Annotated in this window: 21 protein-coding genes; 17 read left to right on the top strand and 4 right to left on the bottom strand. The window is 72.0% G+C overall.

The genetic code is table 11. From position 1 onward, the window contains the following. Positions 1-99: 99 nt before the first annotated feature. Entirely contained in the window at positions 100-909 is an 810-nt protein-coding gene (locus tag ACIBNA_RS02975; RefSeq protein ID WP_399163533.1) for a DUF3097 domain-containing protein, read from the bottom strand. Between the two features lie 31 nt (positions 910-940). Further along, a complete protein-coding gene (locus tag ACIBNA_RS02970; protein ID WP_399163532.1) occupies positions 941-1,672 on the bottom strand; it encodes an MBL fold metallo-hydrolase in 732 nt (243 codons plus the stop codon). Between the two features lie 171 nt (positions 1,673-1,843). Here ACIBNA_RS02970 and hrcA point away from each other — a divergent pair, with 171 nt between their 5' ends. The 10 genes from hrcA (at position 1,844) to ACIBNA_RS02920 (ending at position 12,637) form a co-directional block, all read left to right on the top strand. Beyond that, positions 1,844-2,860 (top strand): heat-inducible transcriptional repressor HrcA, encoded by a 1,017-nt coding sequence (gene hrcA / locus ACIBNA_RS02965; RefSeq protein WP_010042039.1) that lies wholly within the window; start codon positions 1,844-1,846, stop codon positions 2,858-2,860. Next, entirely contained in the window at positions 2,860-3,996 is a 1,137-nt protein-coding gene (gene dnaJ / locus ACIBNA_RS02960) for a molecular chaperone DnaJ (protein WP_274816221.1), read from the top strand. The genes hrcA and dnaJ overlap by 1 nt, the downstream gene beginning before the upstream one ends. A 100-nt stretch (positions 3,997-4,096) precedes the next feature. Next, complete coding sequence (locus ACIBNA_RS02955) at positions 4,097-5,173, top strand: nitronate monooxygenase (RefSeq protein WP_399163531.1); 1,077 nt, start codon at positions 4,097-4,099, stop codon at positions 5,171-5,173. Next, complete coding sequence (locus tag ACIBNA_RS02950; RefSeq protein ID WP_399163530.1) at positions 5,170-5,910, top strand: 16S rRNA (uracil(1498)-N(3))-methyltransferase; 741 nt, start codon at positions 5,170-5,172, stop codon at positions 5,908-5,910. Before ACIBNA_RS02955 ends, ACIBNA_RS02950 begins: the two co-directional genes overlap by 4 nt. 17 nt (positions 5,911-5,927) lie before the next feature. Further along, the gene (locus ACIBNA_RS02945; protein ID WP_399163529.1) at positions 5,928-6,320 is read left to right on the top strand and encodes a VOC family protein; all 393 of its coding nucleotides are present in this window, start codon (positions 5,928-5,930) and stop codon (positions 6,318-6,320) included. 111 nt (positions 6,321-6,431) lie between these two features. Continuing rightward, positions 6,432-6,989 carry a hypothetical protein gene (locus ACIBNA_RS02940; protein ID WP_399163528.1) on the top strand — a complete coding sequence of 186 codons (558 nt, stop codon included), beginning with the start codon at positions 6,432-6,434 and terminating at the stop codon, positions 6,987-6,989. Positions 6,990-7,034: 45 nt separating this feature from the next. Continuing rightward, positions 7,035-10,238 carry a S41 family peptidase gene (locus tag ACIBNA_RS02935; protein ID WP_399163527.1) on the top strand — a complete coding sequence of 1,068 codons (3,204 nt, stop codon included), beginning with the start codon at positions 7,035-7,037 and terminating at the stop codon, positions 10,236-10,238. 120 nt (positions 10,239-10,358) lie between these two features. After that, complete coding sequence (locus ACIBNA_RS02930) at positions 10,359-10,712, top strand: histidine triad nucleotide-binding protein (protein WP_399163526.1); 354 nt, start codon at positions 10,359-10,361, stop codon at positions 10,710-10,712. Between the two features lie 6 nt (positions 10,713-10,718). After that, complete coding sequence (locus ACIBNA_RS02925) at positions 10,719-11,624, top strand: ribonuclease Z (protein ID WP_399163525.1); 906 nt, start codon at positions 10,719-10,721, stop codon at positions 11,622-11,624. 20 nt (positions 11,625-11,644) lie between these two features. Next, positions 11,645-12,637, top strand: a complete 993-nt coding sequence (locus ACIBNA_RS02920; RefSeq protein ID WP_399163524.1) for an adenosine deaminase — start codon at positions 11,645-11,647, stop codon at positions 12,635-12,637. A 13-nt stretch (positions 12,638-12,650) separates the two neighbouring features. On the opposite strand, the gene ACIBNA_RS02915 is transcribed toward ACIBNA_RS02920, so the two are convergent. Both ACIBNA_RS02915 and ACIBNA_RS02910 read right to left on the bottom strand, forming a co-directional pair. Then, entirely contained in the window at positions 12,651-13,964 is a 1,314-nt protein-coding gene (locus tag ACIBNA_RS02915; protein ID WP_399163523.1) for an MFS transporter, read from the bottom strand. Between the two features lie 203 nt (positions 13,965-14,167). Further along, positions 14,168-14,947, bottom strand: coding sequence for an IclR family transcriptional regulator (locus tag ACIBNA_RS02910; RefSeq protein WP_399163522.1), 780 nt, complete (start codon positions 14,945-14,947; stop codon positions 14,168-14,170). A 111-nt stretch (positions 14,948-15,058) separates the two neighbouring features. On the opposite strand from ACIBNA_RS02910, the gene ACIBNA_RS02905 reads away from it, so the two are divergent. From ACIBNA_RS02905 to ACIBNA_RS02875, 7 genes are all read left to right on the top strand, one after another. Next, positions 15,059-16,006 (top strand): 5-dehydro-4-deoxyglucarate dehydratase, encoded by a 948-nt coding sequence (locus ACIBNA_RS02905; RefSeq protein WP_399163912.1) that lies wholly within the window; start codon positions 15,059-15,061, stop codon positions 16,004-16,006. Further along, positions 16,003-17,301, top strand: a complete 1,299-nt coding sequence (locus tag ACIBNA_RS02900; RefSeq protein ID WP_399163521.1) for a glucarate dehydratase family protein — start codon at positions 16,003-16,005, stop codon at positions 17,299-17,301. The genes ACIBNA_RS02905 and ACIBNA_RS02900 overlap by 4 nt, the downstream gene beginning before the upstream one ends. 139 nt (positions 17,302-17,440) lie before the next feature. Continuing rightward, positions 17,441-18,577 carry a carbohydrate kinase family protein gene (locus tag ACIBNA_RS02895; RefSeq protein ID WP_399163520.1) on the top strand — a complete coding sequence of 379 codons (1,137 nt, stop codon included), beginning with the start codon at positions 17,441-17,443 and terminating at the stop codon, positions 18,575-18,577. Between the two features lie 220 nt (positions 18,578-18,797). Beyond that, positions 18,798-19,865 carry a PhoH family protein gene (locus tag ACIBNA_RS02890; protein WP_399163519.1) on the top strand — a complete coding sequence of 356 codons (1,068 nt, stop codon included), beginning with the start codon at positions 18,798-18,800 and terminating at the stop codon, positions 19,863-19,865. Positions 19,866-19,879: 14 nt separating this feature from the next. Next, positions 19,880-20,377, top strand: coding sequence for an rRNA maturation RNase YbeY (gene ybeY, locus ACIBNA_RS02885; RefSeq protein WP_059414063.1), 498 nt, complete (start codon positions 19,880-19,882; stop codon positions 20,375-20,377). Positions 20,378-20,385: 8 nt separating this feature from the next. Further along, complete coding sequence (locus ACIBNA_RS02880; RefSeq protein WP_399163518.1) at positions 20,386-21,696, top strand: hemolysin family protein; 1,311 nt, start codon at positions 20,386-20,388, stop codon at positions 21,694-21,696. Continuing rightward, positions 21,693-22,052, top strand: a complete 360-nt coding sequence (locus ACIBNA_RS02875; protein WP_399163517.1) for an MmcQ/YjbR family DNA-binding protein — start codon at positions 21,693-21,695, stop codon at positions 22,050-22,052. Before ACIBNA_RS02880 ends, ACIBNA_RS02875 begins: the two co-directional genes overlap by 4 nt. Positions 22,053-22,054: the final 2 nt, after the last annotated feature.

Below are 22,054 nucleotides of genomic sequence, written 5' to 3'. Positions count from 1 at the left end.
CAGCCCGGCGTAGCGGGGTGCCGCTTCTTTGGGACGGGTGCCGCCCTTGGCGGCACGATTGCCCGCAGCTCAGCAGCTGAGCGCTCAGCGGCTCGGCAGCTACGCCGGCGTCGTCACGAAGTCGATCAGTTCCTCGACCCTGCCCAGAAGCTCCGGCTCCAGGTCCTTGTACGTCCGTACGCCCGACAGGATCCGCTGCCAGGCCGCCCCCGTGTTCTCCGGCCAGCCCAGTGCCCTGCACACCCCCGTCTTCCAGTCCTGGCCGCGAGGGACCCGAGGCCACGCCTCGATGCCCAGGGACGACGGTTTCACCGCCTCCCAGATGTCGATGTAGGGGTGGCCGACGACCAGGGCGTGGTCGCTCGTCACCGACTCGGCGATGCGCCACTCCTTGCTGCCCGGCACCAGGTGGTCCACCAGGACGCCGAGGCGGGCGTCGGGGCCGGGGGCGAAGGACTCGACGATGGACGGCAGGTCGTCGACGCCCTCCAGGTACTCCACGACCACGCCCTCGATGCGCAGGTCGTCGCCCCAGACCTTCTCGACCAGCTCGGCGTCGTGCCGGCCCTCGACGTAGATGCGCCCGGCGCGGGCCACGCGTGCGCGGGCGCCGGGGACGGCCACCGAACCGGAGGCCGTGCGGGTGGGGCGTGCGGGGCCGGCGTGCGAGGGGCGGACCAGCGTCACGGCCCTGCCCTCCAGGAGGAAGCCGCGCGGCTCCATGGGGAACACCCGGTGCTTGCCGAAGCGGTCCTCCAGGGTCACCGTGCCCGCCTCGCAGCGGATCACCGCGCCGCGGAAGCCGGTCCCGGCCTCCTCGACGACCAGACCCGGCTCCGCCGGAACCTCGGGCACCGGCTGCTGCGGCTTCTTCCACGGCGGGGTCAGATCGGGCGAGTACTGGCGCATTCGAATGACGATAGGGAAAGCCGGCGGGCGGTCACGGAGACACGCCGAAACGTGCCGCCAGCGAGTCCCGCTGGGTGCGGACGAACGCCGCGTCCACCACCGCTCCGTGACCGGGCACATACAGTGCGTCCCGCCCGCCCAGGTCGAGCAGCCGGTCCAGGGCGGCCGGCCAGTGCGACGGCATGGCGTCGGGGCCCGCCTGCGGCTCGCCGGACTCCTCGACCAGATCGCCGCAGAACACCACCTCCGGATCACCCGGCACCAGCACCGCCAGATCGTGCGCGGTGTGCCCGGGGCCCACGTTCGCCAGCAGCACCTGGCGCCCGCCGCCCAGGTCGAGGGTCCACTCGCCGGAGACCAGGTGGCGGGGTGGGACCAGCCGGTCCGCCGACTCCTGCGCGGTGATCTCCGCGAGGCCGTTGCGCACCGCGTCCGCCCGCAGCTCCTCGCGGTCCCGTACGCGCGTCAGCACCGCGTCCACGCCCACCGCGCCGAAGACCTCCGCGTCCGTGAACGCCGCCGCCCCGAAGACATGGTCGAAGTGGGGATGGGTCAGCGCGAGATGCGTCACACGGTGACCGGTGAGCGACCGCGCCTGCTCGCGCAACCGCGCGCCCTCGGCCGGGCTCGACCCCGCGTCGATCATGAGTACCGCGCCCTCACCGGCGACCAGCCCCGCCGTGCAGTCCCACACCGGAAGCCGGCACCGCCCCACCCCGCCGGACACCCGCTCCCACCCGAGCTCTTCCCAAGTCACCGTCATACGGCGACGCTAGCGGTGACCCCCGTCCGGGGCACGACAGCACGCGACCAGCCTTGCCGGGGGTGTACCCCGCAGCCGTACACTGGGCGGGGAATGCTGGCACTCGCACGCGCAGAGTGCCAGGCACGACAGGCAGGACACCAGGCGGACGACTTCTGGAGGTGTGCGCGAATGCTCAGTGAACGCAGGCTTCAGGTGCTGCGCGCCATCGTCCAGGACTACGTCGGCACCGAGGAGCCGGTGGGCTCCAAGGCCCTCACCGAGCGGCACAACCTCGGCGTCTCCCCGGCCACCGTCCGCAACGACATGGCGGCCCTCGAGGACGAGGGGTACATCGCCCAGCCGCACACCAGCGCCGGGCGCATCCCCACCGACAAGGGCTACCGGCTGTTCGTGGACAAGCTGGCCGGCGTCAAGCCGATGACCGCGCCCGAGCGGCGCGCGATCCAGAACTTCCTCGAGGGCGCCGTCGACCTCGACGACGTCGTGGCACGTACGGTGCGGCTGCTCGCGCAGCTCACGCGACAGGTCGCCGTCGTGCAGTACCCGTCGCTGACCCGCTCGACCGTGCGGCATGTGGAATTGCTCTCCCTCGCGCCCGCGCGCGTGATGCTCGTGCTGATCACGGACACCGGGCGGGTCGAGCAGCGCGTGGTCGACTGCCCGGCGCCCTTCGGCGAGGCCTCGCTGGCGGATCTGCGCGCGCGGCTCAACAGCCGTGTCGCGAACCGCCGTTTCACGGATGTGCCGAGTCTGGTGGAAGATCTGCCGGAGGCGTTCGAGCACGAGGACCGGGGTACGGTCTCCACGGTGCTCTCCACTCTCCTGGAGACACTCGTCGAGGAGAACGAGGAGCGGCTGATGATCGGCGGCACCGCCAATCTGACCCGCTTCGGGCATGACTTCCCCCTCACGATCCGGCCGGTGCTGGAGGCGCTGGAGGAGCAGGTCGTGCTCCTCAAGCTGCTCGGCGAGGCGAAGGATCCGGGCGTGACCGTACGTATCGGTCATGAGAACGCCCATGAAGGACTCAACTCCACGTCCGTCGTGTCGGTCGGCTACGGTTCGGGCGGCGAGGCTGTCGCCAAGCTCGGCGTGGTCGGACCGACCCGCATGGACTACCCGGGAACGATGGGAGCGGTACGCGCAGTGGCACGGTACGTCGGACAGATCCTGGCGGAGTCGTAGTGGCCACGGACTACTACGCCGTACTCGGCGTGCGCCGCGACGCGTCGCAGGAAGAGATCAAGAAGGCCTTCCGGCGGCTCGCGCGCGAGCTGCACCCGGACGTCAACCCCGATCCGAAGACCCAGGAGCGGTTCAAGGAGATCAACGCCGCCTACGAGGTGCTGTCGGACCCGCAGAAGAAGCAGGTCTACGACCTCGGCGGCGACCCGCTCTCGCAGGCCGGAGGCGGTGGCGCGGGCGGCTTCGGGGCCGGCGGCTTCGGGAACTTCTCCGACATCATGGACGCGTTCTTCGGCACGGCGTCGCAGCGCGGTCCGCGCTCGCGCACCCGCCGCGGCCAGGACGCCATGATCCGCATCGAGATAGAGCTCGACGAGGCGGCCTTCGGTACGACGAAGGACATCCAGGTCGACACGGCGGTCGTCTGCAACACCTGTAACGGTGAGGGCGCGGCGCCGGGGACCTCCGCCCAGACGTGTGACATGTGCCGCGGCCGCGGTGAGGTGTCCCAGGTCACGCGGTCCTTCCTCGGTCAGGTCATGACCTCGCGGCCCTGCCCGCAGTGCCAGGGCTTCGGCACGGTCGTCCCGACCCCCTGCCCGGAGTGTGCCGGCGACGGCCGCGTCCGCTCCCGCCGCACGCTGACCGTGAAGATCCCCGCCGGTGTCGACAACGGCACGCGCATCCAGCTCGCCGGCGAGGGCGAGGTCGGGCCAGGCGGCGGCCCCGCGGGCGACCTGTACGTCGAGATCCACGAACTGCCCCACTCGCAGTTCCAGCGGCGCGGCGACGACCTGCACTGCACGGTCACGCTCCCGATGACGGCGGCCGCCCTCGGCACGAAGGTGCCGTTGGAGACGCTGGACGGCCTGGAGGAGGTCGACATCCGGCCCGGCACCCAGTCCGGCCAGTCGATCCCGCTGCACGGCCGTGGTGTCACGCACCTGCGCGGCGGCGGACGCGGCGACCTCATCGTCCACGTCGAGGTCCAGACCCCGAGCAAGCTGGACGTCGAGCAGGAGCGCCTGCTGCGCGAGCTGGCCAAGCTGCGCGGCGAGGAGCGGCCTCAGGGGCAGTTCCAACCCGGGCAGCAGGGGTTGTTCTCGCGGTTGAAGGATGCGTTCAACGGGCGCTGACGTCGGCTCCCCCGGGGGCCGGTGGGTGGCTTTTCCTCTGGTCTATGCCACACGGCAGGCCGGTTTCGGGGTTGTTCGGAGGACGTGACAACATGCGGTCATGTCCTCCGCGCTGACCGATCTCTTCCCTCACCCGATCGTGCAGGCCCCCATGGCGGGCGGCGTCTCCGTACCGAAGCTGGCCGCCGCCGTGTGCGAGGCGGGCGGACTCGGGTTCCTCGCCGCCGGGTACAAAACCGCCGACGGGATGTACCAGGAGATCAAGCAGCTCCGCAGCCTCACCAGCAGGCCCTTCGGAGTGAACCTCTTCATGCCGCAGCCGGAGTACGCCGACCCCGCGGCCATCGACGTCTACGCCCACCAGCTGGCCGGCGAGGCCTCCTGGTACGAGGCCGAGCTCGGCGACCCCGACAGCGGCCGGGACGACGGCTACGAGACCAAGCTCGCGGTGCTGCGCGACAACCCCGTGCCGGCGGTGTCGTTCCACTTCGGCACGCCGACCCGGGAGGTCGTCGACGCCCTGCACCGGGTCGGCACCTTCGTCCTGGTCACCGCGACCACCCCCGACGAGGCCCGGGCCGTCGAGCGGGCGGGCGCGGACGCGGTCATCGCGCAGGGCGTCGAGGCCGGCGGCCACCAGGGCACGCACCGGGACATCCCCGAGACGGACGGTTCCGGCATCGGGCTGCTGTCGCTGGTCGCCCAGATCCGGGAGGCCGTGAGCATCCCGATCATCGCCGCCGGCGGCATCATGCGCGGCGGCCAGATCGCCGCGGTCCTCGCGGCGGGCGCGAGCGCGGCCCAGCTCGGCACCGCGTTCCTCGCCACCGCCGAGTCGGGGGCGAACGCCGTGCACAAGCAGGCGCTGACCAACCCCCTGTTCGTGCGCACGGAGTTGACCCGGGCCTTCTCCGGGCGCCCGGCGCGCGGCCTGGTCAACCGCTTCCTGCGCGAGCACGGCCCGTACGCGCCCGCCGCCTATCCCGAGATCCACCACCTCACCTCGCCGCTGCGCCAGGCCGCCGCCAAGGCGGGGGACGCGCAGGGCATGGCGCTGTGGGCCGGACAGGGGCACCGGATGGCGCGGGAGCTGCCCGCCGGGCAGCTGATGGAGGTGCTGGCCGGTGAACTCGCCGCGGCGCTGACCGCGCTGTCGGGCGGAGGCGGAGTCCGATGACAGCTCCGGTGTTCGTGGTCGAGCACTTCGACGCGGGCGGGGGCGGCCGCTGTGTCCTCGACGGTCCGGAGGGACGGCACGCCGTCTCCGTGAAGCGGCTGCGGCCCGGTGAGGACGTCGTCCTCACGGACGGGGCCGGGCGGTGGGCGGACGGTGTCGTGCTCGACACCGAGGGCAAGGACCGGCTGATCGTCCGGCTGGACCCGGTGACCGAGGAGCCGCCGGAGCAGCCCCGGGTGACCGTCGTCCAGGCACTGCCCAAGGGGGACCGCGGGGAGCTGGCCGTCGAGACGATGACCGAGGTCGGCGTCGACGCGATCGTGCCGTGGGCGGCGGCGCGTTGCATCACGCAGTGGAAGGGCGACCGGGGGCTGAAGGCGCTGGGCAAGTGGCGGGCGACGGCCCGGGAGGCGGGCAAGCAGTCCCGCCGGGTGCGCTTCCCGCAGGTCGCGGAGGTGGCGACGACCAAGCAGGTCGCGGCGCTCCTGGCCGGTGCCGACTTCGCCGCCGTGCTGCACGAGAGCGGGGACGAGCCGCTGGCGACGGCCGAACTGCCGTCGTCCGGTGAGATCGTGCTGGTGGTGGGGCCCGAAGGGGGCGTGGCGCCGGAGGAGTTGGCGCTGTTCGCACAAGCGGGGGCCAAGGCGTATCGCCTCGGGCGCAGTGTGCTGCGCACATCGACTGCCGGGACCGCGGCCGTGGCCGTGCTCCTGGCTCGCACCGGCCGCTGGACCTGACCTTTCTCGGAGGCACCGTGGAACTCGCACAGGTACGACTGCTCGTGACCGACTTCGCCGCCTGCTACCACTTCTACGGCGAGGTCCTCGGCCTCAAGCCGCAGTCGGGGGCGGTGGACGGGCCGTACGAGAAGTTCAGCCCCACGGTGGGATCCGCGGGGATCGCGTTGCAGGACCGCCCGATGATGGCCGAGATGCTGGACGAGCTGGGCGACACGGCGAACGGCCACCGCTCCCTGGTCGTCCTGCGTGTCGATGCCCTGGACGCGTACTGCGAGGAGATCACTCTGCGCGGCGCCACGATCCTGCACGGGCCGGTGCCCGTGACCGACCGCCTGCGCGTCGCCCACCTCAAGGACCCCGAGGGCAACTTGGTCGAGCTGCAGGAGTGGCTGCTGCTACGCGGCTGACGGCTTGTCTGGGTGCATACGCCGGGCTGCGCAACGCCCCGCCACCGCATTAACGCCGCGTGGCCATTTGCGCTCTACCGCCCCGCCCCCGACGGTGGCAGGCTGCCCTCCATGGGGGCTTTGAGGAGGATTTGGCGAAGGCCGCGCAGTCGTAGGGTGGCGGTCGCGGCGACATTCGCGGTAGTTGCCGTGGGTGGGGCCGTCGCGTGTGAACCCGGTGCCGGGATCAGCTCCGCGTCCGTCGCGTACACCACCGACGAGACTGTGACCAAGGAGCTCAACCGGCAGAAGGCGGGCGTGCGGTGGCTGACGTGCACCGCCTCCTACGGGGACAACGGCCAGGGCGGGAAGCCGTCGCCCTCGGCGAGTGAGAAGACCGTCGCCACCGTCGACTGTGAGGGTGAGACGGAGGACGGGAAGGACATCACGGTCGACGGCAAGGTCACCCACGCCGTGGACGGCGCTTGCGTGCGCGGGAACATCACCGCCAAGGTGGACGGCAAGGTGTGGTTCGAGGTCGACGGGCTCGGTAACTGCAACGCCACCAGCCCGCCGCCCGTGGGCGGTGGGCCCTCGAACGGGCAGCCCGGACCCACCGTCACCGTTACCGTCACACAGACCATCTGGTGCGATCGGTACCCGGACTGCCGCCCCGTCGAGGGGAAGTGATCCGAACCCTGTCCGCACGACGTCCTCCCTGCATAGGGTGATCGGGTGACACAGTCCGCATCGCCTGCTTACCTCCGGTTCCCCCACGTGCACGGTGACCTGGTCGCCTTCACCGCCGAGGACGACGTGTGGCTCGCTCCTCTCGACGGCGGACGGGCCTGGCGGGTCAGCGCCGACAACGTGCCGGTGACCCTCCCTCGTATCTCGCCCGACGGCACCACCGTCGCCTGGACCTCGACCCGCGACGGCGCCCCCGAGGTGCACGTCGCCCCGGTCGACGGCGGCCCCGCCAAGCGCCTGACGTACTGGGGCAGTCTGAAGACCCAGGTGCGTGGCTGGACCCCGGACGGCAAGGTACTCGCGATCAGCTCCCAGGGGCAGGCGAGTCTGCGCCGCACCTGGGCGCGTGCCGTGCCGCTCGACGGTGGCCCGGCCACCACCCTGCCGCACGGGCCGGTCGGTGACATCGCCTACGGGCCGAGTGTCCTCCTCCTGTCCGCGCCGATGGGGCGCGAGGCCGCCTGGTGGAAGCGGTATCGGGGCGGTACGGCGGGCAAGTTGTGGATCGACCGGGACGGCGACGGGGAGTTCGTCCGGCTGCACGAGGAACTCGACGGGAACATCGAGTACCCGCTGTGGGCGGGGGACCGGATCGCCTTCCTGTCCGACCACGACGGCACCGGCGCGCTGTACTCCTCCCTCGCCGACGGGTCCGACCTGCGTCGGCACACCCCGCTCGACGGCTTCTACGCCCGGCATGCCGCGACCGACGGCACCCGTGTCGTCTACTCCAGCGCCGGTGAGCTGTGGGTGCTCGATGATCTGGACGGGGCCGAGCCGCGGCGGCTGGACGTGCGGCTCGGCGGACAGCGCGTCGATCTCCAGCCGTTCCCGGTGAACGCCTCCCGCTGGTTCGGGTCGGCGTCCCCGGACCACACCGCGCGCGGCAGCGCCGTGTCCGTACGCGGCTGCGTCCACTGGGTCACCCACCGCTCCGGCCCGGCCCGCGCCCTGGCCGCGACGCCCGGGGTGCGGGCCCGGCTGCCGCGGGCGTTCCGCGCGGACGGCGAGGAGTGGGTGGTGTGGGTGACGGACGCTGAGGGCGACGACGCCCTGGAGTTCGCGCCCGCCACCGGCCTCGCCCCGGGTGTGACACCGCGCCGGCTCGCCGCCGGGCAGCTCGGCAGGGTGCTGGACCTCGCCATGGCACCGGACGGCAGCCGTGCGGCCGTGGCCTCCCACGACGGGCGCCTGCTGCTCGTCGAGAGGGAGACGGGTGAAGTGCGGGAGGTCGACCGCAGCGAGGACGGTGATGTGTCCGGGCTCGTCTTCTCGCCCGACTCCTCCTGGCTCGCCTGGTCCCACCCCGGCCCGCGGCCCCTGTGCCAGCTGAAGCTCGCCAACACCACGGACCTGTCGGTCACCGAGGCGACCCCGCTGCGCTTCCAGGACTACGCGCCGGCGTTCACGACGGACGGCAAGCACCTCGCGTTCCTGTCGACCCGCTCCTTCGACCCGGTCTACGACGAGCACGTCTTCGACCTGGCCTTCGTGGAGGGCGCCCGGCCGCATCTGATCACGCTCGCGGCCACCACGCCCTCCCCGTTCGGGCCGCAGCGGCACGGCCGGTCCTTCGAGACGCCCGACCGGGAGGAGACCCCCGACAGCGAGGGCACCCCCACCACGCGCATCGACCTCGAAGGCCTCGCCGACCGCATCGTGCCCTTCCCGGTCGAGGCCGCCCGCTACTCCAACCTGCGCGCCGCCAAGGACGGTGTCCTGTGGCTGCGCCACCCGGTCGCCGGTGTGCTCGGCGCGTCCCGGGCCACCCCGGACGACCCCGACCCCAAGTCCGAGCTGGAGCGGTACGACCTCGCCCAGCAGCGGGTCGAGCATCTCGCCGTCGACGCCGACCACTTCGAGGTCAGCGGCGACGGCAAGCGAGTGCTGCTGTGGACCGACGGGCGGCTGAAGGTCGTCCCCAGCGACCGGCGCGCCTCGAACGACGACGACAGCGACACCAACATCACCGTCGACCTGGGCCGCGTACGCCAGTTCGTCGACCCGGCCGCCGAGTGGCGGCAGATGTTCGACGAGAACGGCCGCATCATGCGGGACCACTTCTGGCGGCCGGACATGAGCGGCGTCGACTGGGCCGGCGTCCTCGACCGCTACCGTCCGGTCGTCGACCGGCTCGCCACCCACGACGACCTGGTCGACCTGCTGTGGGAGGTGCAGGGCGAACTCGGCACCTCGCACGCCTACGTCACCCCGCGCGGCGGATTCGGCGGCGGTCCCCGCCAGGGCCTGCTCGGCGCCGACATCTCCCGCCACGAGGACGGCAGTTGGCGCGTCGACCGCATCCTGCCCTCCGAGACCTCCGACCCGGACGCCCGCAGCCCGCTGGCCGCGCCCGGCGTCGCCGTACGCCCCGGGGACGCCGTCCTCGCGATCGCCGGACAGCCGGTCGACCCGGTGGCGGGACCCGGCCCGCTGCTGATCGGCACGGCGGGCAAGCCGGTCGAGCTGACCATCTCCCCGTCCGGCGGTGGCGACCCGCGGCACGCCGTCGTCGTCCCGGTCGCGGACGAGGAGCCGCTGCGGTACCACGCCTGGGTCGCCGACCGGCGCGCCTACGTCCACGAGAAGTCCGGCGGCCGCCTCGGATACCTGCACGTCCCGGACATGCAGGCGCCCGGCTGGGCCCAGATCCACCGCGACCTGCGCGTCGAGGTCGCCCGTGAGGGTCTGGTTGTCGACGTCCGCGAGAACCGCGGCGGCCACACCTCCCAGCTGGTCGTCGAGAAACTCGCCCGCCGCATCGTCGGCTGGGCCGTTCCCCGCGGCATGCGCCCCTACAGCTACCCCCAGGACGCCCCCCGCGGCCCCGTCGTGGCCGTCGCCAACGAGTTCTCCGGCTCCGACGGCGACATCGTCAACGCCGCGATCAAGGCCCTCGGCCTGGGCCCGGTCGTCGGCACCCGCACCTGGGGCGGCGTCATCGGCATCGACAGCCGGTACCGGTTGGTGGACGGCACCCGGGTCACCCAACCCAAGTACGCCTTCTGGCTGGAGGGCTACGAGTGGGGAGTGGAGAACTACGGGGTGGATCCCGACGTGGAGGTCCTCCAGCGCCCCCAGGATTACGTGGCGGGCAGGGACGCCCAACTGGACGAGGCGATCCGTATCGCGCTGGAGAACCTGGAGAACAGTCCCGCGAAAACGCCCCCTGCTGTGCCGACCGATTAGGGGCGCGGGACTGTGTCGATGTGCGGCTCCGCCACAGGGGCGCGACGAGCCCAAACGCACCCGCACCCGACGACGATACGATGCCCGAGTCGGACCGCACGGCCCAACCCCGGAGGGAAAATGGCAGGGGAACCCCAGGACGACTGCCTGTTCTGCAAGATCGTCGCCGGAACCATCCCGGCGACGATCGTCCGCCAGACGGACACCACCGTCGCGTTCCGCGACATCAACCCCCAGGCCCCCACCCACGTCCTGATCATCCCCAAGGCGCACCACGAGAACGCCGCCGCACTCGCCGCAGCCGACCCGGCCCTTACCGCGGACGTGCTCCGCGAGGCCCAGGCCGTCGCCGACGAGGAGAAGCTGGACAGCTACCGCCTGGTGTTCAACACCGGCAGCGGCGCCGGCCAGACGGTCTGGCACGTGCACGGTCACGTGCTCGGCGGCCGCGGCCTCGACTGGCCTCCGGGGTAATCCGCCTTGTCCGTACGCGAACTCGTGGTGCTCGGCACCGCCAGCCAGGTCCCGACCCGCCACCGCAACCACAACGGCTACCTGCTCCGCTGGGACGGCGAGGGCATCCTGTTCGACCCCGGCGAGGGCACGCAGCGCCAGATGGTCCGTGCCGGGGTCGCCGCGCACGACCTGAACCGGCTCTGCGTCACGCACTTCCACGGCGACCACGCACTGGGCCTGCCCGGGGTCATCCAGCGCATCAACCTCGACCAGGTGCCGCACGAGATCACCGCCCACTACCCGAAGTCCGGGCAGCGCTTCTACGAGCGGCTCCAGTTCGCCACGCCCTACCGCGCGACCGTCTTCATCACCGAGGCCCCGGCCGACGGGGACGGCGTCCTCGCGGTCACGCCGTCGTACACGCTGGACACCCGCAGGCTGTCGCACTCGGTCGAGTCGTACGGCTACCGGATCGTCGAGCACGACGGCCGCCGCATGCTGCCCGAGCGGCTCGCCGCGCACGGCATCAAGGGGCCGGACATCGGCCGGCTCCAGCGCGAGGGGTCGCTCGGCGGGGTCTCGCTCGACGACGTCAGCGAGGTGCGGCGCGGGCAGCGGTTCGCGTTCGTCATGGACACCCGGCTGTGCGACGGGGTGTACGCGCTCGCCGAGGGCTGCGACATGCTCGTCATCGAGTCGACCTTCCTCGACGAGGACGAGCAACTCGCCGTGGAACACGGCCATCTGACGGCAGGTCAGGCCGCGCGGGTGGCCCGGGACGGCGGTGTGCGGCACCTCGTGCTGACCCACTTCAGCCAGCGCTACCACGACCCCGAGGAGTTCGAGCGGCAGGCGCGGGCGGCGGGGTACGAGGGGGAGCTGACCGTGGCGCACGATCTGTTGAGGGTGCCGGTTCCAAAGCGTCAGTGAAACGCCCGTACGATGAATTGATGTCCCTCCCCAAAGCCGAACTGCACCTTCATATCGAAGGCACCCTGGAACCGGAACTCGCCTTCGAGCTCGCCGCGCGGGGTGGCCTCACGCTGCCGTATGCGGACACGGACGAGCTGCGCGAGGCCTACCGGTTCGAGGACCTCCAGTCGTTCCTGAACCTGTACTACGAGCTCATGGCCGTCCTGCGCACCGAGCGGGACTTCGAGGACCTCGCGAACGCCTACCTCGAACGCGCGGCCGCCCAGGGCGTGCGGCACGCGGAGATCTTCTTCGACCCGCAGGCCCACACCAGCCGCGGGCTGGAACTCGGCACGGTCGTCGAGGGGCTGTGGCGGGCGCTCGGCGACAGCGAGTCACAGCACGGCGTCTCGACCCGGCTGATCATGTGCTTCCTGCGCGACGAGTCCGCCGAGTCGGCCCTGGCGACCCTTCAGGCGGCCAAGCCGTACCTGGACCGGATCACCGGCGTCGGCCTCGACTCGGCCGAGGTCGGGCATCCGCCCGCGAAGTTCCGCGAGGTGTACGAGGCCGCTGCCGCGCTCGGCCTCAGGCGGGTCGCGCACGCCGGTGAGGAGGGGCCGCCGGAGTACATCACCGAGGCCCTGGACGTCCTCGGCGTCGAGCGGGTCGACCACGGGCTGCGCTGCGTGGAGGCCCCGGAGCTGATGAAGCGGCTGGTGCGGGAGCGGGTGCCGCTGACGCTGTGTCCCCTGTCGAACGTCCGGCTGCGTACCGTCGACACCCTCGCCGACCATCCGCTGCCCGCCATGCTGGACGCCGGCCTCATGTGCACGGTCAACTCGGACGACCCGGCCTACTTCGGCGGGTACGCCGGTGACAACTTCGACGCCGTGCGCGACACCCTCGGCCTGGGCGAGGAGCGGCTGCGCGAGCTCGCCCGCAACTCCTTCCTCGCCTCGTTCCTGGAGGACGACGAGGAGTTGCGGGCGCGGTATCTCGCCGAGGTGGAGGCCTACGAGTTCCGCTGAGGAACCCGCGGTCTCACAGGGCCTCCGACCCGGCCTTGCCGTAGGCGCGCTGGGCCGGGACGGCCGGGGTGTCCAGGGGGATCTCCACCACCGGCTGTTCCGGAGCGCCGATCTCGGGGACCGCGCCGGTGCGGGTGCCCGTGGTGGCGGCGACCAGGGCGGCCGGGTGGCCGCCCCGGCGGCGGATCGCCCCGGCAAGCAGCGGGCGTCCGCTCGTGTGCAGGGCGACGGCGGTCATCGGCAGGGCGACCACCAGCAGACCGGCGGCCAGGATCGCGCCCATGACCGGGAACCCGGCCTGCGCCGACAGCACACTGCCGGTGAGCGGCCCGGCGGCCGTGCCCAGCGAGGACGCCGAGCCGACGAGCACGGCCCAGCGGCCACGCGGGTCCAGCGAGGCGGCGAGCCCGATCAGGTACGACAGCACCACCGGATACAGGGTGTTCCAGGCGATCTCGCCGGTCGCGAAGCTCACCAGGTCGGTCGCGGAGGCGCTGAGCACGATGCAGCCGGCGATGAGGACCGTGCCCGCCCCGATCGGCACCGCGCGTCCCAGCCGCGCCCCGAGCGCGCCGGCCGCGAGGACCCCGGTCAGTCCGGCGCCCAGCGCCACGGCGAAGACGGCGCCGACGGTGGCCTCGCCGAGGTGGGCCTGGGTCAGTCCGATCTGTCCGCTCACGCCCCACAGGGAGTTCTGGGCGAGCGACCAGCACACCATGGCGGCGGCCAGCACCAGGCCCGAACGGGCGTGTGGCAGCCGGGCCTTGTGGTGCCGCGTGGGCGCGGCGGGCGTACCGGCGGGCAGGCGGCCGGTCAGCGGCCACACGGCCAGGGCCGTCAGAGCGATCGCGGCCAGGGGCAGACCGTGCCCCGGACCGAGGTGCGGGACCGTCAGATAGACGGCGCCCGCGAGGGCGGAGACGGTGAGCAGACCGGCCGTGGAGGCCCGGTGCGGATCCCGCTGGGCGGCGATGAGGGTGGCGGCGACGGTGGTGGCCGTGCCGGAGCCGAACCCGCCGAGGACCGCGCCTGTGACGACGGCCGGGACGGCGGTGGTCAGTGCGGCAACGCCGTAGCCGAGCAGGGCCAGCGCGAGCCCGAGCCGGGCGAGGGTGCGGGCTCCGATCCGTTCGACCCGTGAGGCCAGGGCGAATCCGGCGGTCGCCGAACTCAGCAGCAGAGCGCTGCCGATGGCGCCGGCCTGGGTGGCGGAGAGCGGAAGGCCCGAGTCGAGTCTGCCGACGGTGGTCGGCAGCAGATACGGGGCGAGGTACCCGGCCGTGAAAAGGGCGACGAGGGGCCAGGGGGTGGTGCGGGGGGCGAACACGGGCGTTCCCAGGGCATGCGAAAGGAGCGGTGGAGGAGGGGGATTGGGCGACGACCGTCGACGGACAGGAACGCGCGGGCAATTTGTATCAAGCAAGTAGTCGTACGAGTTAACCCGGGAGGTGTGATGTGGCGCACGTTGCGTTTGGTGCGGTGAAGTCCGGGTAAACAAGCGCCTTTCGCAAGGCGTCGTGGGCGTTCTCGCTAACGCCAGTGCACCGACCCGGCCCCTGGAACCGTCGCCTCCACCTTCGCCCGGATCTCCCGCATCACGGCGACGATCCGCTCCTCGTGCTCCGGCGTGAGCCGGGCCACCGGCACCGAGCAGCTGATCGCGTCCAGCGCCGGGGTGTCGTAGCGCAGCGCGAACCCGAAGCCGACGATGCCGGTCACGCCCTCCTCCCGGTCCACGGACCAGCCGCGGTACCGGACCCGGGCGAGGTCGGCCGCGAGGGACTCCCGGCTGGTGTGCGAGTTCGGGGTCAGCGCCTCGTACGGCCCCTCGGGCAGTTCCGCGTCCGGGCGTTCCGCCAGCAGGGCCTTGCCCAGGGCCCCGACGTGCGCGGGCAGGTGCCGCCCCACCCGGCTGATCGTGCGCAGGTACTCGTGCGACTCCCGCGTCGCCAGATACGCCACGTCCCGGCCGTCCAGCCGCCCCATGTGGATCGTCTCGCCGAGCGCCTCGGACGCCTCGTCGAGATACGGCCGTACGACCCGGACCCGCGGGTCGGAGTCGAGGTAGCTGGTGCCGGTGAGCAGGGCGTGGATGCCGATGCCGTACAGGGAGCCGGTGACGTCGGTGCGGACCCAGCCGCGCGAGATCAGGGTCTGGAGCAGCGCGTACATCGAGCTGCGCGGCACGGCGAGTTCGTCGGCCAGCTCCTGCAGTCGTGCCGGGCGGTCGCCGCGCGCCGCGAGGAGTTCCAGCAGTTCGACCGTGCGGGCCGCGGACTTCACTTCGCGGACGCCCCCTGTGTCTGGCATGTGCCGATCGTAATCGGGCCGCCCCGTGCGGTTGACGTTCCCGTACCCAACCATCATTCTCATACATAAATGACGTCTACATAAGGAGATGGCGAGGGGATGGCCGAGGAGATGACCGTGAGCGCTGGACCGGGTGCGGTCGCGCACCGGCTGCGGGAGGGCATGGCCGGCGGCGTGCTGTCGTTCCCGCTGACCAGCTTCCGCGACGACGGCACCCTCGACCCGGACGGCTTCCGCGCCTACGTCGCGGACCGGCTCGCCACCGCGCCCGGCGCCGTCTTCCCCGCCTGCGGCACCGGCGAGTTCTTCTCGCTCGACGAGGACGAGTACCGGCAGGTCGTCACCATCACCGTCGAGGAGGCGGCGGGCCGCGTACCGGTCGTGGCCGGGACCGGGTACGGCTGGGCGCAGGCCGTCCGGTTCGCGCGCATCGCCGAGGACGCCGGCGCCGACGCGCTCCTCGTGCTGCCGCACTACCTCGTCGCCGCCCCGCAGGACGGACTGGTCGCCCAGCTGGAACAGATCGCCGCCCGCACCCGGCTGCCCCTGGTCGCCTACCAGCGCGGACAGGTCGCGTTCACCGCCGAGTCGCTCAGGCGCATCGCGGCCCTGCCGGGCGTCATCGGCCTCAAGGACGGCCACAGCGACCTCGACCGGCTCCAGCGCCTGACCCTTGCCGCGCCCGAGGACTTCCTGTTCTTCAACGGCGCAGCCACCGCCGAGATCCAGGCCCGCGCCTACGCCGCCGTCGGCGTCCCCGCCTACTCCTCCGCCGTCCACGCCTTCGCCCCCGAGATCGCCGACGCCTTCTTCGCCGCCCTGCGCGACGGCAACCACGGCACCGTCGACAAGCTGCTGCGCGGCTTCTACGTCCCGCTCGTCGAACTGCGCGACCGCGTCCCCGGGTACGCCGTGTCGCTGGTGAAGGCGGCGGCCCGGCTGCGCGGCCACCCGGTGGGCCCCGTACGCGCCCCGCTCACCGACCCCTCGCCCGCCGACCTGGCCGCCCTCACCGCCCTCCTCACCGCGGGACTCGACCTCGTAGGAGCCGCTCCGTGAACCTCGCCATCACCGACGTACGGCTGACGCCGATCCTGGTCGCGGACCCGCCGCTGCTGAACACGCAGGGCGTGCACCAGCCCTACACGCCCCGGCTGATCGTCGAGGTCGTCACGGCGGACGGGGTGACGGGCGTGGGGGAGACCTACGGCGACACCAAGTACCTTGAGCTGGCCCGGCCCTTCGCCGAGCGGCTGAAGGGACGCCAGGTCAGCGACCTGAACGGGCTGTTCACGGTCGCGGACCGGGTCGCGGTGGACGCCTCCCGGGTCGAGAACGCCGTCGACGTCGGCGGGCTGCGCGGCGTCCAGACCGCCGACAAGCTGCGTCTTTCCGTCGTCTCCGCCTTCGAGGTCGCCTGCCTCGACGCCCTCGGCAAGACCCTCGGGCTGCCCGTGCACGCGCTGCTCGGCGGCAAGGTGCGCGACGCCGTCGAGTACAGCGCGTACCTGTTCTACAAGTGGGCCGAGCACCCGGAGGGCGTCGCCTGCGAGAAGGACGACTGGGGGGCCGCCGTCGACCCGGCCGGAGTGGTGGCACAGGCCCGCCGGTTCACCGAGCGGTACGGCTTCACCTCCTTCAAGCTCAAGGGCGGTGTCTTCCCGCCCGACGAGGAGATCGCGGCCGTCCGGGCGCTCGCCGAGGCGTTCCCCGGGCACCCGCTGCGCCTCGACCCCAACGGCGCCTGGTCCCTGGAGACCTCGCTGAAGGTGGCGCGCGAACTCGGGGACGTCCTGGAGTACCTGGAGGACCCGACCCTCGGCACCGCCGCCATGGCCGAGGTCGCCGAGCGGACCGGGGTGCCGCTCGCCACCAACATGTGCGTGACGACCTTCGCCGAGATCAAGGAGGCGTTCACCAGGGGCGCGGGCGGCGCTGTCCAGGTGGTGCTCTCCGACCACCACTACTGGGGCGGGCTGCGCAACACCCAGCAGCTCGCCGCCGTCTGCCGCACCTTCGGCGTCGGCGTGTCGATGCACTCCAACACCCACCTGGGCATCTCGCTCGCCGCGATGACCCACGTGGCGGCCACCGTCCCGAACCTCCACCACGCCTGCGACTCCCACTACCCCTGGCAGTCGGAGGACGTGCTCACCGAGCGGCTCGGCTTCGAGGGCGGCAAGGTGACCGTGTCCGACGCGCCCGGGCTCGGCGTGGAGCTCGACCGTGAGCGACTGGCCGTACTGCACCGGCGGTGGCTGGACGACGACGGTGCGCTGCGGGACCGCGACGACGCGGCGGCCATGCGGGTCGCCGACCCGGAGTGGGGGACGCCCTCGGTGCCCCGCTGGTAGTACCGGCTCACCGGTCGCCCAGGGGGCGCGCGGGGGCCGGCGCGAGCTGACGGAACGGGTGGGTCCGGCGTGATCGGCGTCACGTTGTCGGTGGTGTGGTGCACACTGGCCTGGTCCGCACCACGTCAGGGAGCGCATCGTGATCGCGTCCACCGCCCCGGCAGGAAAGGGCCCGGCCGGAAAGGGATCGCACCGCCAGAGCCAGGTCGATCCCCTCGCCCCGCTGCGCGCGCCGGACGACCCGCCCTGGGACGTCTATCTCACCGGCACCGTCTTCCTCGACATCATCTTCACCGGGCTCGACTCCGCCCCGGTGCGCGGGACCGAGTCCTGGGCGCGCGGGATGGGGTCGAGCCCCGGCGGCGTCGCCAACATGGCCACCGCGCTGGCCCGCCTCGGCCTCAGGACGTCCCTCGCGGCGGCCTTCGGCGACGACCACTACGGCGACTACTGCTGGGACGCCCTGGAGCACGGCGAGGGCATCGACCTCTCCCCGTCGCGCACGGTGCCCGGCTGGCACTCCCCGGTGACGGTCTCCATGGCCTACGAGGGGGAGCGCACGATGGTCTCGCACGGCCACGAGCCGCCCCCGGAGGAGCCCGCCCCCGAGTGCCCGCCCCGCTCGCGTGCCGCCGTCGCCTCCCTCGCCCCCGGCGTGAGCGCGCCCTGGATCGCCCAGGCCGCGAGCAAGGGCACGCGGGTCTTCGGCGACGTCGGCTGGGACGACACGGGTGCCTGGGACCTGGCGGCGCTGCCCGACCTGCGGCACTGCGAGGCCTTCCTGCCGAACGCCGAGGAGGCCATGCGGTACACGGGCGCGGACTGCCCAAGGGCGGCGGCGCACGCGCTGACCGACTACGTGCCGCTCGCAGTGGTCACGCTCGGGGCGGACGGGGCGTACGCGGTGGACCGGCGTACGGGGGAGACGGCGGAGGTGCCCGCGATCGAGGTCGAGGCGCTCGATCCGACGGGGGCGGGGGACGTGTTCGTCGCCGGGTTCGTCACCGGCACGCTGGCTCACTGGCCGCTGGCGGACCGGCTGGCCTTCGCCGGGCTGACCGCGGCGCTGTCGGTGCAGGAGTTCGGGGGGTCGTTGTCGGCGCCGGGGTGGTCGGAGATCGCGGCGTGGTGGCGGCGGGTGCAGTCGGTGGAGGGGCAGGATCCGGCGGCGTTGCGGCGGTACGGGTTCCTGGCGGGGCTTGTGTCGGAGGAGTTGGTCAGGCCCTGGCCCTTGCGGCGGGCCGTGCCGACGATCGGGTTCCGGCGCTCGGCGTGACCGTCCCGGCCGACCAGGGGGCTCCGCCCCGGGGCCCGTGGCCTATGCCCACCCACCACCCGAAAGCACCCGGCCAAGAGCCGCTGTCGCCCCCGGTTGCAAACCCCACCCCAAAACCCCTACGGCGTTGTCAGTCCCCCGTCGTACCCTGGGAATCGCGAGGCCGCCCTCAGCTACGCGGCCGTGAAGAGGAGGAACCGCAGGCCTTCAGCGCCGGCCCATGACACAGACACCCACAGCTCACACCCCCGCGCAGGAGCAGGCGAGAGCACAGTTCACCGTCCCCGCCCAGCACCCCATGGTGACCGTGCTGGGGTCCGGCGACGCCCTCCTGCGCGTGATCGAGAAGGCCTTCCCGGCGGCCGACATCCACGTCCGGGGCAACGAGATCAGCGCGGTCGGCGACCCTGTGGACGTCGCCCTCATCGCCCGCGTGTTCGACGAGATGATGCTGGTGCTCCGCACCGGACAGCCGATGACGGAGGACGCAGTGGAACGCTCGATCGCCATGCTCAAGGCGAGCGAGAACGGGGAGAGCGACGGCCAGGAGACCCCGGCCCAGGTGCTCACGCAGAACATCCTGTCCTCGCGAGGCCGCACGATCCGCCCCAAGACGCTCAACCAGAAGCGTTACGTGGACGCGATCGACAAGCACACGATCGTCTTCGGCATCGGCCCGGCGGGTACCGGCAAGACCTACCTGGCGATGGCCAAGGCGGTGCAGGCCCTGCAGTCCAAGCAGGTCAACCGCATCATCCTGACCCGCCCGGCGGTCGAGGCGGGAGAGCGGCTCGGATTCCTCCCGGGCACGCTCTACGAGAAGATCGACCCGTACCTGCGCCCGCTCTACGACGCGCTGCACGACATGCTCGACCCGGACTCGATCCCGCGGCTGATGGCGGCGGGCACGATCGAGGTCGCGCCGCTGGCGTACATGAGGGGTCGCACCCTTAATGACGCCTTCATCATCTTGGACGAGGCCCAGAACACCAGCCCCGAGCAGATGAAGATGTTCCTCACCCGCCTCGGCTTCGACTCGAAGATCGTGATCACGGGTGACGTGACGCAGGTCGACCTCCCGGACGGGACGAAGAGCGGTCTGCGCCAGGTGCAGGACATCCTGGACGGCGTCGAGGACGTCCACTTCTCTCGCCTGTCGTCCCACGATGTGGTCCGGCACAAGCTGGTGGGCCGTATCGTCGACGCGTACGAGCAGTACGACACCGAGCACGGCACCCAGAACGGCGCCCACAAGGGCCGCGGCAAGTCCGGGCACAAGGGGAAGTAGACAAGCACAGCACCATGTCGATCGACGTCAACAACGAGTCCGGTACCGAGGTCGACGAGCAGGCGATCCTCGACATCGCCCGCTATGCGCTGGCGCGGATGCGCATCCACCCGCTCTCCGAGCTCTCGGTGATCGTGGTGGACGCCGCCGCCATGGAGCAGCTGCACATCCAGTGGATGGACCTGCCGGGCCCCACGGATGTCATGTCCTTCCCGATGGACGAGCTGCGCCCGCCGTCCAAGGACGACGACGAGCCGCCGCAGGGGCTGCTCGGCGACATCGTGCTGTGCCCCGAGGTCGCGGAGAAGCAGGGCAAGGAAGCGGACACGCAGCACTCCATGGACGAGGAGCTCCAGCTGCTCACCGTCCACGGCGTGCTGCACCTGCTGGGCTACGACCACGAGGAACCGGACGAGAAGGCCGAGATGTTCGGCCTCCAGGCGGCCATCGTGGACGGCTGGCGCGCGGAGCGGGGCCTGACCGGCCCGTCCCCGGCGCCGACGGTCTCGTAGCGCTGCCGATGAGTCCGCAACTCGCCCTGGGTGCGGTCGCCCTGGTCGTCGTGGCCTGGCTCTTCGCCTGCGCGGAGGCGGGCCTCGCGCGCGTCTCCAGCTTCCGTGCCGAGGAGGCCGTGCGCTCCGGCCGCCGGGGCAGCGCCAAGCTGTCCAAGGTCGCCGCCGACCCGACCCGCTATCTGAACGTGGCGCTGCTGGTGCGCGTCGCCTGCGAGATGGCCGCCGCCGCGCTGATCACGTACGGCTGCCTGATGGAGTTCGACAACACGACCGAGGCCCTCCTGATCGCCATCGCGGTCATGGTCCTCGTGTCGTACGTCGCCGTCGGCGTCTCCCCGCGCACCATCGGCCGCCAGCACCCGCTGAACACGGCGACGCTCTCGGCGTACGTCCTGGTGCCGCTGGCCCGGATCATGGGCCCGATCCCGTCGCTGCTGATCCTCATCGGTAACGCGCTCACCCCCGGCAAGGGCTTCCGCCGGGGTCCCTTCGCCTCCGAGGCGGAGCTGCGCGCGCTGGTCGACCTCGCCGAGAAGGAGTCGCTCATCGAGGACGACGAGCGCCGCATGGTGCACTCGGTCTTCGAGCTGGGCGACACCCTCGTCCGCGAGGTCATGGTCCCGCGCACGGACCTGGTGGTCATCGAGCGCTTCAAGACCATCCGCCAGGCCCTCACCCTCGCCCTGCGCTCCGGCTTCTCCCGGATCCCGGTGACCGGCGAGAGCGAGGACGACATCGTCGGGATTGTGTATCTGAAGGACCTGGTCCGCAAGACGCACATCAGCCGCGAGGCCGAGTCCGAGCAGGTGTCCACGGCGATGCGCCCGGCGTTCTTCGTGCCCGACACCAAGAACGCGGGCGACCTGCTGCGCGAGATGCAGAAGGAACGCAACCACGTCGCCGTCGCCGTCGACGAGTACGGCGGCACCGCCGGCATCGTCACCATCGAGGACATCCTCGAGGAGATCGTCGGCGAGATCACCGACGAGTACGACCGCGAACTGCCGCCGGTGGAGGACCTCGGCAAGGACCGCTACCGGGTCACCGCCCGCCTGGACATCGGCGACCTGGGCGAGCTGTACGGCCTGGAGGCGTTCGACGACGAGGACGTCGAGACGGTCGGCGGACTGCTGGCGAAGGCGCTGGGCCGGGTCCCGATCGCCGGTGCGTCGTCCGTCGTGGAACTCCCCGACGGCCGGGAACTGCGCCTGACCGCGGAGGCCGCGGCCGGCCGCCGCAACAAGATCGTGACGGTGCTGGCGGAGCCGGTGGACCCGGCGGACCCTCCCCGGGACGAGGAGGAGAAGCCGCAATGACCCCGCAGGAACTGCGCGCGTTCTGCCTGTCCTTCAACGCGGCGGTCGAGGACTTCCCGTTCAGCCCCGAGATCTCGGTCTTCAAGGTCCAGGGCAAGCTGTTCGCCTTGTCGCACCTCGACGCGCGTCCCCTGAAGGTCAACCTCAAGTGCGACCCGGACGACGCGATCCGGCTGCGCCGCGAGCACGATGGCCTGATCGTCCCGGGCTGGCACATGAACAAGCGCCACTGGAACACGGTCACGGCCGACGACGACCTCCCGGACCGGCTGGTCAGGGAACTCATCGAGGACTCGTACGACCTCGTCGTCGCGGGCCTGCCGCGGGCGGACCGCCTGCGCCTCGACCGCTCGTGACG

Source organism: Streptomyces sp. NPDC050164 (assembly GCF_044459945.1).
In the GTDB taxonomy this organism is placed as follows: Bacteria; Actinomycetota; Actinomycetes; order Streptomycetales; family Streptomycetaceae; genus Streptomyces; species Streptomyces coeruleorubidus_A.
Note: the sequence above shows the minus strand (reverse complement) of the source record. Positions and strands in the feature narration are given on the sequence as shown.